The 12,201-nt window shown below is 62.0% G+C and carries 10 protein-coding genes and 1 tRNA gene; 5 read left to right on the top strand and 6 right to left on the bottom strand.

Annotated features, from left to right (window positions below; translation table 11 throughout):
• The first annotated feature begins 333 nt into the window (after nucleotides 1-333).
• Nucleotides 334-819, top strand: a complete 486-nt coding sequence (locus PMX70_RS08100) for a CarD family transcriptional regulator (RefSeq protein ID WP_089572030.1) — start codon at nucleotides 334-336, stop codon at nucleotides 817-819.
• A gap of 117 nt (nucleotides 820-936) precedes the next feature.
• Nucleotides 937-1,536: an HD domain-containing protein gene (locus PMX70_RS08095; RefSeq protein WP_089572031.1), complete on the top strand. Its 600-nt coding sequence runs from the start codon at nucleotides 937-939 to the stop codon at nucleotides 1,534-1,536.
• A 70-nt stretch (nucleotides 1,537-1,606) separates the two neighbouring features.
• Here the strand turns inward: PMX70_RS08095 and PMX70_RS08090 are convergent, their stop codons facing one another.
• Nucleotides 1,607-2,893 (bottom strand): glutamate-5-semialdehyde dehydrogenase, encoded by a 1,287-nt coding sequence (locus tag PMX70_RS08090; protein ID WP_117583748.1) that lies wholly within the window; start codon nucleotides 2,891-2,893, stop codon nucleotides 1,607-1,609.
• Nucleotides 2,894-3,005: 112 nt separating this feature from the next.
• Here PMX70_RS08090 and PMX70_RS08085 point away from each other — a divergent pair, with 112 nt between their 5' ends.
• The gene (locus PMX70_RS08085) at nucleotides 3,006-4,424 is read left to right on the top strand and encodes an alpha/beta fold hydrolase (RefSeq protein ID WP_124786093.1); all 1,419 of its coding nucleotides are present in this window, start codon (nucleotides 3,006-3,008) and stop codon (nucleotides 4,422-4,424) included.
• Nucleotides 4,425-4,622: 198 nt separating this feature from the next.
• Here the strand turns inward: PMX70_RS08085 and proB are convergent, their stop codons facing one another.
• The 5 genes from proB to PMX70_RS08060 all read right to left on the bottom strand — a co-directional run bounded on the left by proB (nucleotide 4,623) and on the right by PMX70_RS08060 (nucleotide 9,145).
• Entirely contained in the window at nucleotides 4,623-5,750 is a 1,128-nt protein-coding gene (gene proB, locus PMX70_RS08080) for a glutamate 5-kinase (protein WP_271743314.1), read from the bottom strand.
• Nucleotides 5,751-5,853: 103 nt separating this feature from the next.
• Nucleotides 5,854-7,359, bottom strand: coding sequence for a nicotinate phosphoribosyltransferase (locus PMX70_RS08075; protein ID WP_271743312.1), 1,506 nt, complete (start codon nucleotides 7,357-7,359; stop codon nucleotides 5,854-5,856).
• Between the two features lie 84 nt (nucleotides 7,360-7,443).
• Nucleotides 7,444-7,884, bottom strand: coding sequence for a hypothetical protein (locus tag PMX70_RS08070; RefSeq protein WP_099431890.1), 441 nt, complete (start codon nucleotides 7,882-7,884; stop codon nucleotides 7,444-7,446).
• A gap of 64 nt (nucleotides 7,885-7,948) precedes the next feature.
• Nucleotides 7,949-8,021 (bottom strand) — tRNA-Ala (locus PMX70_RS08065).
• A gap of 179 nt (nucleotides 8,022-8,200) precedes the next feature.
• Nucleotides 8,201-9,145: a radical SAM protein gene (locus PMX70_RS08060; protein WP_117563965.1), complete on the bottom strand. Its 945-nt coding sequence runs from the start codon at nucleotides 9,143-9,145 to the stop codon at nucleotides 8,201-8,203.
• 525 nt (nucleotides 9,146-9,670) lie between these two features.
• Between PMX70_RS08060 and PMX70_RS08055 the strand changes: the two genes are divergently transcribed.
• Nucleotides 9,671-10,870 carry an MraY family glycosyltransferase gene (locus PMX70_RS08055; protein ID WP_117563966.1) on the top strand — a complete coding sequence of 400 codons (1,200 nt, stop codon included), beginning with the start codon at nucleotides 9,671-9,673 and terminating at the stop codon, nucleotides 10,868-10,870.
• 159 nt (nucleotides 10,871-11,029) lie between these two features.
• Nucleotides 11,030-12,079 carry a tryptophan--tRNA ligase gene (gene trpS, locus PMX70_RS08050; protein ID WP_195535893.1) on the top strand — a complete coding sequence of 350 codons (1,050 nt, stop codon included), beginning with the start codon at nucleotides 11,030-11,032 and terminating at the stop codon, nucleotides 12,077-12,079.
• The last annotated feature ends 122 nt before the right edge of the window (nucleotides 12,080-12,201 follow it).

Genomic DNA, 12,201 nt, shown 5'->3' with positions numbered 1-12,201 from the left:
TTGTGTTAAAGCCCCCGAGCTCTTGGTCACTCGTAGGGCAAAAGCCAGAGTTTGTAGCACTCTATCACAAGCGAGGGGCACTGTCGCAGGGTAAAGCCAATCGAAATTGCATATGCACAAAATTGACTACAGCTTGCATGGAGTCACTCAAAGATGCCGGTCTGCCTGCAGATTATGCACGCGTTGAAAATGCATAAAGGTGTGAATGAGCTGTGTCTTTTATCGAATACTCTTACCTATCAGAGTTGTGTGCTTTTCCTGCATAAAGTGAGGATTTGCGCACGTCAGCGTGTTATTCTAGACATACGTAAATTCGTATAAGTTGGAGGTAGCATGTTCTCAATCGGTCAACACGTCATTCATCCGGGTCAGGGAGTCTGCACCGTCGTCGGTTTTAGGGACGACACGCCGCAGCCCATGTTGTTGCTCGAAGCCAAGCAGGGGCATGCGCAGACGATCCTTATGTACCCCGTGGCGCAGGCCGACCGTCTGCATGCCGCCATCTCTCAGCAAGATGCCGAGCATCTGCTGAGCCACTATGACGAGCTGGAGTGCGACACCTTTACCGAGCGCAACAGCTCGCTTGAAGAGACACACTTTAAGCAGCAGCTCAAGCTGGGCGCGCCCGAGACGGTCCGCGTGGCAAAGACCATGATGCACCGCATTCGCCAGGCCGAGGAAGCCGATAAAAAGCCCAGCTCTTACTATATGCGTGTACTCAAGGAAGCCAAGCGCCGCTCCATCGAGGAGTTCGCCGTGGCATTGGGCGTCACCGAGGAGGCCGCCGAAGCCCGCCTAGCCCAAGCCGCCCTCAACTAACCCATCCGCGCCAAAAACCACCACAAAGGGGACAGGCACCTTTGTGGTGGTTTTTTCGTTCTAGTCGTTCTAGTAGTATTCATTCTTATTGATACCCACGAGCACAAGGAGTCTCTTATGGCAGAGCCGCTTACCGCCGGAATCACCCGCGACCGCGCGTTCGAACTGCTCAACGAACACAACAAGGACCCGTTCCACATCACCCATGGCGAGACGGTCGAGGGCACTATGCGCTACTTTGCGCGCGAGTTCGACCCCGAGAACGAGGAGTTTTGGGGCATCGTCGGTCTGCTGCACGACCTGGATTGGGAGGAGCATGAGGACGACCCCATGAACCACACCATCTATGCTGCCGAGATTCTTGAGGGCGAAGGTGCGTCTCCCGAGCTCATTCGCGCCATCCAGACGCACACGTCGGACTTCAACACCTCGCTGCCCAAACCCGAGCTGCAGATGGAAAAGATCCTGTTTGCCTGCGATGAGCTCACCGGCCTGATCGGCGCTGCAGTCATCATGCGCCCGAGCAAGAGCGTTATGGACTTTACGACCAAGTCGCTCAAGAAGAAGTTCAAGGACAAGCGCTTTGCCGCCGGCTGCTCGCGCGACGTGATTTCGCAGGGCGCCGAGATGTTGGGCTGGGAGCTCCCCGAGCTCTTTGACCGCACCATAGCGGCCATGCAGTCCTTCGCCCCCGACCGCGATACCTTCCAGGCCTAACCGCCCACGCCACCTAAAACCGCCACAAAGGGGACAGGCACCTTTGTGGTGGTTTTTGTTTGCGCGGGCGTTAGGGGCGGACCTGGCCGGTGCCTCGGAGCTTGTATTTGTAGGTGGTGAGGGCCTCGGCGGCAAAGGGGCCACGGGCGTGGAGCTTTTGGGTCGAGATGCCGATCTCGGCGCCCAGGCCAAACTCGCCGCCGTCGGTAAAGCGCGTGCTGGCGTTGGCGTACACGGCCGAGGCATCGACCGCGTCCAGGAAGCGCTCGCAAGCATCCGTATCCTCGGCAACGATGGCCTCGGAGTGCATCGTGCCGTAGCGATTGATGTGTGCGATGGCCTCGTCCTCGTTTGCCACGACCTTCACGCTCATCTCGAGCGCCAGGTACTCGCGACCCCAGTCCTCCTCAGTCGCGGCGACGTAGTCATCGCCCTCCACAAAGCCGGCATCGGCGCACGCGGCGCACGTGGCCTCGTCGCCGTGAATGAGCACGCCGTGGTCGTGCAGCACGGCAACGACCGCAGGCAAAAACACATTGGCCACAGCATGGTCGACCAGCAGCGACTCGGCGGCATTGCACACGCCTACACGCTGGGTCTTGGCATTAACGATAATATTGAGCGCTTTATCGAAGTCGGCGGATTCATGCACGTAGATGTGGCAGTTACCCGTGCCCGTCTCGATCACCGGAACGAGCGACTCGCGCACGCAGCGCTGGATCAGGCCCGCACCGCCACGCGGAATGAGCACATCGACGACGCCGCGGAGCTTCATGAGCTCGCCGGTGGCCTCGCGGTCGGTAGACTCGATCATCGACACGGCCTCGCGCGGGAAGCCCTTGGCCTCGAGCGCATCGGCCAGCAGCTCAGAAATCATGGCACACGAGTGATAGGCCAGCGAGCCGCCGCGCAGAATGCAGGCGTTGCCGGTGCGGATGCAGATGCCCGCGGCGTCGGCCGTCACGTTGGGGCGCGCCTCGTACACCATGGCGACCAGGCCCAACGGCACGCTCACGCGGGTGAGGTCCACGCCGCTTGCGAGCACGCGGTGGTCGAGCACGCGGCCGACAGGATCGGGCAGCTCGGCGAGCTTCTCCAGGCCGGCGGCCATACCCTCGACGCGCTCGGGCGTCAGCAGCAGACGGTCGAGGAGCCCCGCCGAGGTCCCCGCATCGCGCGCGGCGGACATATCGAGCTCGTTGGCGGCGACGATGGAGTCGACACCGTTGCGCAGTGCTGCGGCCATGGCGCGCACGGCCTCCTGGCGCTGCTCGTCGCTCGCCGTGGCAAGCGAGGCCGACGCTGCCTTAGCGGCAACGGCAAGATCGTGGACATACGTGGCCATATCGACCGACATGGGCGGCCCTTTCTCCTAGAAGTTTGCAACCATGGTAGCCGATTTGCGCATGGCCTCGCCCGCGGCGGTAGAATTGGTCAACCCGAAACACCGCAACGAACGGAAGACTCACATGGCCCTCATCACTTCGTACCACGTCCCCGGCCTGTATGTCGAGGACCACAGCATCGACGTCCCCCTCGACTGGCGCGGCCTGGAGCCGATGCTCCTGGCCGTCGGCAGCACCATGCGCCGCGGCGCTATACCGACACCCATCGCCGGCGCGCCCGAGAGCATCAAGCTCTTCTACCGTGTGGTTTGCGCACCCGACCGCATCAACGACGACCTGCCGCTCCTTCTCTTTTTGCAGGGTGGCCCCGGTGGCGAGAGCCCGCGTCCGCTGTCGCCCACAAGCGATGGCTGGATCGAAGAGGCCGTCAAGCATTTCCGCGTCGTGCTGCCCGACCAGCGCGGTACCGGGCGCAGCAGCTGTGTAGACGGGCGCACGATTGCCGCACTGGGCGAGCGCGCCGAGGCGGCAGGCTCCGATGCGGCCCGCTCGCAGGCGGACTTCCTCAAGCGTCACCTCGCCAGCTCCATCGTGCGCGATTTTGAGTACCTGCGCCTGGTGGGCTTTGGCGGCAAGCCCTGGGTCACACTCGGGCAGAGCTACGGCGGCTTTTTGACGTTGAGCTATCTGTCGCTCTTCCCCGAGGGCGTGGCGGCAAGCTTTACCTGCGGCGGCATTCCGCACGTGCCGGCGAGCGCCAGCGAGGTCTACGCGCACACCTTCCCACGCATGGCAGCCAAGACGCAGCAGTATTACGACCGCTACCCCGCCGACGTCGAGCGCGTGGCGACCCTGGCAGATGCCCTCGAGGAGCAAAAGCCCGTGTTGCCCGACGGCTCGCCAATGACGGTCGAGCGCCTACAGCTCATGGGCAGCGACTTTGGCATGAAGCCGAGCTTTGAGCGCATGCATTGGATTATCGATCACGCGTTTGTTACAGGCGACGGTACGCTGAGCTGCGGCTCCTCGGTATCCGACAGCTTTTTGATGCGCGCCTTCGAGCGCACCAACACGCGCACGAATCCGCTGTACTGGACGCTGCAGGAGTTCATATACGCCGACGGTGACACTATGCCCATTGGCTGGGCCGCAGCTGAAGAGAAGGCACACCGCGCCGAGTTCGACACCCTCGCGCGCCCGCTCATGTTTACCGGCGAGGCCATGTTCCCGTGGATGTTCGAGCAGATGCCCGAGCTCAAGCCCTTCAAGCCCGCCATGGACCTGCTGATGGAAGACACCAGCTGGGACAAGATCTATGACCCGCAGCGCCTGGCCTGCAACGAGGTGCCGCTCCAGGCCGCGGTGTACTTCGATGACATGTACGTCGATTCGAGTCTGCAGCTCGACACGCTCAGCCGCGTGGGCAACTCGCACGCCTGGGTAACCAACGAGTTCGAGCACGACGGTCTGCACGGCAGCGTGGTGTTCAAGCACCTCTTCGACGAAGCGCTCAACCGCGGAGACCTACGCCAGATCTTCTAGCAAAGGAGCGTCCCCGTCTGCCGGCACAAAAGGAACGTCCCCAAGTGCCGGCAACGACAATGCCGCTGGTAGAGGACAGAAAGCGAAAACGCCCCTAAGCGAGCAAGGTGACGTGAAAGAGGAGGGCATTGACCTTTTGGTCATGCCCGACGATTGAACGTCAGATTGCCGCTTAGGGGCGTTTGCAGCGTCAATTGGTTAGGCGAACACTATCAAGTTGTCCCTATGGATTGCGGGCTTCTCGGCTAGGTCTGCCAGTAGACGGTTGCCGGCAATCTGGTCCTGGCGGCGGCCGGCGGCAAGCTCCAGCACGTCCGAATCGGCCTCAGCGATACCGCGGGCGACAACCATGCCGCTCGGGTCGCACACGTCGAGCACATCGCCCTCGGCAAACTGGCCATCGACCTCGCGAATACCCACCGCGAGCAGCGACGATCCGCGGCTGACCAGCGCCTTCGCGGCGCCGTCATCGACCGTCACCGAGCCGTGTGCCTTGTCGCCCAGTGCAATCCACAACTTGCGCGGCGCAATGTCCAGGCGCTCCGCCGGCGGATCGAACAGCGTACCCACGCTCTCGCCGCGGGCCAGACGCACGAGCGCATCGGGCTCCTCGCCCGAGCAAATCACGCTTTGAATGCCCGCCGTCATGAGAATGCGGCTCGCGCGAATCTTGGTGATCATGCCGCCCGTACCCACCGATGTGGAAGAATCGCCCGCCGAGGCGATAATCTTGGCATCGATCTTATGCACGACCGGGATAAACTCGGCCGTCGGATCCTCATGCGGATTGGCGGTGTAGAGGCCATCGATGTCCGAGAGCGTCACGCACAGATCGGCAGAAACCAGGCAGCTCACAAGCGCCGCCAGCGTGTCGTTGTCGCCGAACTTGATCTCATCGACGGTAACGGTGTCGTTCTCGTTGACGACCGGCACCACGCCCAGCTCCACCAGGCGCAGCAGGGCGTCGCGCGCGTGCAGGTAGGACGTGCGGCGCGCCGTGTCGTGACGCGTGAGCAGCACGAGCGAGGTGAGCAGGTCGCGCGCATGGAACTCCTCGTCGTAGGCCGACGAGATGATGCACTGACCGGCCGAGGCACAGGCCTGCAGGCTCGGCAGGTCACCGACCGGCTTGCGGTCGAAGCCCAGCACGGGATAGCCGCAGGCAATGGCACCCGAGCTCACCACGACCAGGCGCCAGCCAAGCTCGCGCAGCGCTGCGGCCTGGTCGGCAAGCCCGCCGATAAAGGCGCGGTTGACCTTGCCGTCGGCGCCCACCACCGTGGACGAACCGATCTTTACCACCATCGTTTTATAAGAAGTCGTCATACGTCAAACCAATCGAATGTCGAGCGTTCGGGCGAGCTGGGGCAGTCGGGGCGCCTGGTGCGGAACGGACGAAAATGATCCGTTTTCCTCCGTCCCCTTCGGATCATTTTGCCCAGGGGAAGGCCGAAGCCGCAGCCATGTTCTTGCGCACGAGCTCGTCGCGCACCTGAGCCAGGCCCTGCTCCATGCCCACCACATAGGTCTGCGGGTACAGGAAGCGCTTGAAAGCTGCGTCCAGATGGTCAAGTGCCCAGGCGCGACGCTCGCGCGCGTCCTGGATGCTCTCACGCGGAGCCACCGCACTGCCATCGCGCACGATCGGCACCAGCAGCTCGCGATACTCAAGTTCGGACACGTCGGTCACCAGAGCGGCATCATTCACGGCCACGAGGGTATTGCCGCGCGCGGCGCCCTCCCCCGCCAGATGGTCCTCGTCGTAGATCATGTCGCAGACTGGGCCGCCAAAGCCGTCGTAATAACGGCGCACGCGTTGCACACCCGGGATCGTGCGCTTGTAGGGCTGCTCGGAGAGCTTGACCACCGGCGTCCACGGGTCCGTCTCACTCGCACGGCGGGCGGCGAGCTTGTACACGCCGCCCAGCGCCGGCTGGTCGTAGCAGGTCGCGAGCTTGGTGCCCACGCCAAAGCTATCGATAGGCGCGCCCTGGTCGAGCAGCGACTGAATCGTGTACTCATCCAAATCGTTAGAAACCGAGATCCCCACATAGGGCAGGCCCTCGGCATCAAAACGGCCGCGCACATACTTGGAGAGCTTGGCGAGGTCGCCGGAGTCGATGCGAATGGCCGACAGGCGCTCGCCCACCGCTTCCATCTCCTTGGCAACCGTAATGGCATGCTCGCAACCCTCGCGTACGTCGTAGGTGTCGATGAGCAGCGTGCAATTCTTGGGGCTCGACTTGGCAAAGGCGCGGAAGGCCTCGAGCTCGGAGTCGAAGCTCATGACCCAGCTGTGCGCATGCGTGCCAAAGACGGGAATACCGTAGCGGCGGCCGGCGAGCACATTGGACGTAGAGGAGCAGCCGGCAACGTAGCTCGCGCGCGCGACGGCCAGCCCGCCATCGGGACCCTGGGCGCGGCGCAGGCCAAACTCGGCAACGGGACGGCCGTCCGCCGCCAGCACCACGCGCGCCGTCTTGGTGGCGACAAGCGTCTGGAAGCCGACGATGTTGAGCAGCGCCGTTTCGAGCAGCTGGCACTCCAGCGCGGGACCGGTGACGCGAACCATGGGTTCGCGCGGAAAGACGAGCTCGCCCTCGGGGACGGCGTCGATGTTTACATGTGCATGAAAATCGCGCAGGTAGTCGAGGAATGCAGGCTTGAACATCGCACCGCCGGCCGGGGCCTGGAGTGAGGCGAGGTAGTCGATATCCTCGGGCGTAAAGCGCAGGTTCTCGACCAGCTCGGGCAGCTCGGCGGTGCCGCACATGACGGCATAGGCGCTGCCAAAGGGATGGTCGCGGTAAAACGCGGTAAAACAACCCTGCTCATTGGCCTTGCCGCTCTCCCACAGGCCCTGGGCCATAGTGAGCTCGTACAGATCGGTGAGCATTGCAATGTCGGTGGGATGCGAGATGTCGGTCAAAGCCATGGGGCGACCTTTCGGATGCGTTGTGCAGAGGTTGAGGGTTGGAAAAGGGCAGAGTGTTCGGGCATGGCACCCAGCGCGAATGGGCTAGAGCAGGCCCATGCTGGTCAGGATCGTGTAGCCCATAAAGATGACAAACGCGATGAGGGCAAGGACAATGATGATTTTTTGAGCCGGCGCCATGCCAGGGATCTCGTTCTCGCCCGTAGGCTCCTTGGAGGTAACCATGCGCTGGGCAAAGGTCATCTCGTCACGGCTCGGCTTGGGCTCGACGGACTTGGAACGAGCGACCTTTTTAGGCTGAGGTTTAGGTGCGGTGGGCGCGGGCTTCGCGGCGGCGGGCTTGGGCGCGGGGGCGACGTTCGCGGCGGCCTCCTCGGCCTTCTCGCGCTCGGCACGCAGGGCGGCCAGCTCCTCACGCTCGCGGCGTGCCTCTTCCTGGGCCTCGCGACGAGCTTTCTCGGCGCGGAGCTCTTCCAACTCGGCGCGTTCCTCGGCAGACAGTGGTTGGGACTCAAGCTTGGCCATGGTACAGCCCTTTCTTTTAAAAAAAGCCGCCGACACAATGTCAGCGGCTTATCAAATCCAAGGGTGGAGACGAAGGGAGTCGAACCCTCGGCCTCTGCCATGCGACGGCAGCGCTCTCCCAACTGAGCTACGTCCCCAGGACAAGTCGATATTTTACCTACGGCTCGCCAACTGTCAACGCCCAATACCCAGTCTTTTTGGGACGCGGCTGTTTTAGCTACCCCGACAGACAACGCGAACGGTTTGGTCGAACAGCGGCAGGGGTAGCTAAAACAGCCCCGTCCCAAAAAGACTACTCAAAGAGCCTCGTCCCAGATTAGCTGGTTTGAGCACTAGTAAGAACACCGGTGGTATCGAACGCCGGGGTAAAGCTCTCGTCTACCGCGCCGCCTTCTTGCCAAAACATCGTCGTAAAGCCCAGGTCGTCGGCATGGTCGAGCACCTGCTCGTACTCCTCGCGCGTCACGGCGCGCGCCAGGTCGCCGCCTTGTTCGCGCATGAGGGCATTGGGCGTGTACTGGTTCATGACCGAGATCGGCACGTCGCCCACCGTCTGCCACACCAGGTCCAACACGCGGCACGAATCGTCCGCATGCCCCGGCAGCACCAGATGACGCACGATTATGCCGCGCCTCATGAGCCCGTCCTCGTCTACCAGCTCTCCCCCGCGGCGCTCAATCTCGCGCGCCATCTGGGCCAGACCCGACACGGCCACGCGCGGGTAGTCCTTAATATGAGAAAGCGACTGAGCAAGCCCGGCATCGGCATATTTAAAGTCCGTAAGCCACACGTCGACAAGGTCGCCCAGCGCCGCCACGGCACTCGCGCGCTCGTAACCACTCGTGTTGTAGACAATTGGGATGACCAACCCGCGCGTCCGTGCCGCGGCAATCGCGGCAGGCAACAGGTGCGCATAGTGCGTCGCCGTCACCAGGTTGATGTTATTGGCGCCCTGGTCCTGCAGCTCCAGCATAATCTCGACCAAACGCTCGGGCAAAATCTCAAGACCGAAATTGCCCGTCGAGATCTCGTGGTTTTGGCAGTAGATACATTTGAGCGAACAGCCGCTAAAGAAAATCGTACCCGAGCCGGCCTCGCCCGAAATGGGCGGCTCCTCCCACATATGGAGCGCCGCGCGGGCGACCTTAAGCGTGTTGTCGGCGCCGCACACGCCACGCGCGCCCTCGTCGCGCGCCGCACCGCAACGGCGCGGACACAAATGGCAGGCGGGCGAAAAAAGTTCGGTCAACGACGTCGGCATAAAAACATGCTCCAAAACAATGATTCAGCAGCTCAAACGTAAAGGGACCAACCGCACAGACGGCTCGAGCCCAAGGCGCCGTAATCGTCCGACACGATTTTTGTAATGTCAAGACTGGAATCGATAAAGTGCCGCTTTATGATGTAGGTATTCCGCCCCCCGCGGAGCAACTGGGTGAACCGTCGCGTTTATTTAGGGAGCCCACACAGTCGTACCTAGTACAGGTATCCTTCGTTGTTAAGGACGCTGGAACAGTCGATGAGGGCACCCACCTGTTTTAGGTGGGTTCATTTTCGTAACGTGGGGGGTGGTTTTCATTTGCCGAAAACCACCATTACAGCCCATATGGATCCCCGCCGGTATCCCGACAAGCCATCGACAACATCCCAATATCTGGTAAGCGCGTGATTATCGCTGCATGCAATTCCATGCACCCCCCGTGGTCGAGTATCATGGTTCGGCTATGCCCTTTGCGCATGGCGTTCTTCTGACCTTTTCCTTCGACGCTTGGCGGTTTTTAGATTCATGGCTTCATCCCCGAGCTACATACCGTACCTATGCGTGGCAGCGGCGGCCTTTATCACGACCTTCCTCATTGTGCCCCTGGTCAAGCGCTTGGCAATTAAGCTCGACGCCGTCGACTATCCTTCCAAGCGCCGCATCAACACCAAGCCCATCCCGCGTTTGGGCGGAACGGCGGTGTTTTTGGGCCTGGTCGTTGCCTGCATTGTGCAAATCCTAGGCACCTGGCACCTAGGCTGGCCGCCCGTCCTGGTGCCGCACCCGCGCCTTCACATTAGCTATCCCATGCTGGCGCTCTCCTTTACCGTCATCTTTGCGACCGGCGCTATCGACGACGTCTTCCAGCTCAAGCCCAAGCAAAAACTGGCCGGTCAGGTCCTCGCCGCGCTCATCGCCTGCGTGGGCGGCCTGCGCATCGGCGTCATCGTCAACCCGTTTGCCCCCGGCGAGATCATGCTCGGATGGCTCGCCTACCCCATCACCGTGATCTATCTGGTGGCATTCACCAACATCATTAACCTCATCGACGGCCTCGACGGCTTGGCCACGGGCATCTGCGGCATCGCGTCGTTCACCATGTTTTCGATGGCCGTTCTCTCGGGCCGCATCGACGCCGCCGCGCTCTCCATTGCGCTCTTTGGCGCCTGCCTGGCCTTTTTGCGCTACAACTTCAACCCCGCAAGCATCTTCTTGGGCGACTCGGGGTCGCTGCTTCTGGGCTTTGCGCTGGGCTCCATCTCGTTGCTCAACGTGAGCCGCACCGCCGCGCTCACCTCGCTTATCATCCCACTCATCGTTGCCGGCGTGCCCATCATCGACACGTTTAGCGCCATCGTGCGCCGCAAGCGCGCCCACATTAGCATCGGGCAGGCCGACAAGGGCCACATCCACCACCGCCTGATCCAAGAGGGCTACAACCAAAAACAGGCAGTGCTCCTCATCTACGCCTGGTGCATTATGCTTTCGGCCGGCGCCGCCGCGATTAACCAGGTCGAGGTGCCCATGCGCGTGCTCATCTTTACCGTGCTCGCCATTGGCTCGGCGGCCTTTGCCAAGCATCTACATCTGTTTGAGCCCGTGCTGCGCCACCATTACAACAAGCGCACACACGAGGATGAGCTCGTCACCCCCGACGACCCCGCCTTTAAGCAGGAGGAGCAGGCAGCCGAAGAACGTAAGGAAGAGCGCCACCACAAGCTCTAGGGTAAGCTGCCGAGAATGTGCCAAGGCATCGCTGACCAAGTGCAACTACATCGCATCAATCGCGTAAGCCACCCCTTGCCAGCCCCTCGCCTACTTACGCCCCGCCCCTCCAATAAACGCGTTATCATCTTGACCCATGAACATACGTTAGGAGCAATTATGCCAAACGAGAACAGCTACGAAGTCGCGCTGCAAAAGAGCAACGCCATTCGCGAGGGCCTGGCCAAGACGCCCGACAAGTTCACCATGCTCACCGGCGACCGCCCCACCGGCCGTCTGCATCTGGGTCACTACTTCGGCACCCTTAAGGGCCGTGTTGAGCTGCAGAACATGGGCGCCAAGACCAACGTGCTCATCGCCGACTACCAGGTCATCACTGACCGCGACACGACCGAGCACATCCAGGACAACGTGTACAACATGGTCATGGACTACCTTGCCTGCGGCATCGACCCCGACAAGACCATGATCTACGCGCACTCCGCCGTGCCCGCCGCCAACCAGCTCATGCTGCCGTTCCTGTCGCTGGTCTCCGAGGCCGAGCTGGCGCGCAACCCCACGGTCAAGGCCGAGATGGAGGCCTCGGGCCACGAGCTCACCGGCCTTCTGCTCACCTACCCGGTGCACCAGGCCTGCGACATCCTGTTCTGCAAGGGCAATGTGGTGCCCGTCGGTCGCGACCAGCTGCCGCACATCGAGCTCACCCGCACCATCGCCCGCCGCTTTAACAACCGCTACGGCAAAGTGTTCCCCGAGGTCGAAGCGCTGCTGTCCGAGACCCCGCTACTGCCGGGCCTGGACGGTCGCAAGATGAGCAAGAGCTACGGCAACGCCATCAACATCTCGATGACCGCCGAGGAGACGGCCAAGCGCATCAAGAAGAGCCAGACCGACTCCGAGCGCATGATCACGTTCGATCCCGAGAACCGCCCCGGCGTGTCCGGCCTGCTTTCAACCGCCGCCATCTGCACTGGCCGTTCCGAGGTCGAGATTGCCGAGGAGATTGGCATGGGCGGCTCCGGCCAGCTCAAGAAGTACGTGACCGAGGCCGTCAACGAGTACTTCGCGCCGATCCGCGAGCGTCGTCAGCGCTATGAGAACGATCTGGACTATGTGAAGGACGTGCTGCACGAGGGCAACCGTCGCGCCAACGAGATTGCCGAGCAGACCCTGGCCGAGGTTCAGGACGCCATGGGCATGGTGTACTAGGCAAAGCGCCTTCGCACAACATAGACGGTGAGGCTGAATCCTCACCGAAACAGGAACAGGCCCGCTGGCAGATAGTTGCCAGCGGGCCTGTTCCCGAAGTACACCGTTGAATCGCACAGAGG

Source organism: Collinsella aerofaciens, from assembly GCF_028206795.1.
GTDB classification, from domain to species: domain Bacteria; phylum Actinomycetota; class Coriobacteriia; order Coriobacteriales; family Coriobacteriaceae; genus Collinsella; species Collinsella aerofaciens_AX.
This window is presented reverse-complemented; position numbering and strand designations above follow the sequence as displayed.

Excerpts from the sequence above, each read along its gene's own strand:
- proB (WP_271743314.1), bottom strand. The coding sequence starts at position 5,750 with ATGACGACTTCTTATAAAACGATGGTGGTAAAGATCGGTTCGTCCACG.
- PMX70_RS08100 (WP_089572030.1), top strand. The coding sequence starts at position 334 with ATGTTCTCAATCGGTCAACACGTCATTCATCCGGGTCAGGGAGTCTGC.
- PMX70_RS08090 (WP_117583748.1), bottom strand. The coding sequence starts at position 2,893 with ATGTCGGTCGATATGGCCACGTATGTCCACGATCTTGCCGTTGCCGCT.
- PMX70_RS08095 (WP_089572031.1), top strand. The coding sequence starts at position 937 with ATGGCAGAGCCGCTTACCGCCGGAATCACCCGCGACCGCGCGTTCGAA.
- PMX70_RS08085 (WP_124786093.1), top strand. The coding sequence starts at position 3,006 with ATGGCCCTCATCACTTCGTACCACGTCCCCGGCCTGTATGTCGAGGAC.
- trpS (WP_195535893.1), top strand. The coding sequence starts at position 11,030 with ATGCCAAACGAGAACAGCTACGAAGTCGCGCTGCAAAAGAGCAACGCC.
- PMX70_RS08060 (WP_117563965.1), bottom strand. The coding sequence starts at position 9,145 with ATGCCGACGTCGTTGACCGAACTTTTTTCGCCCGCCTGCCATTTGTGT.
- PMX70_RS08075 (WP_271743312.1), bottom strand. The coding sequence starts at position 7,359 with ATGGCTTTGACCGACATCTCGCATCCCACCGACATTGCAATGCTCACC.
- PMX70_RS08070 (WP_099431890.1), bottom strand. The coding sequence starts at position 7,884 with ATGGCCAAGCTTGAGTCCCAACCACTGTCTGCCGAGGAACGCGCCGAG.
- PMX70_RS08055 (WP_117563966.1), top strand. The coding sequence starts at position 9,671 with ATGGCTTCATCCCCGAGCTACATACCGTACCTATGCGTGGCAGCGGCG.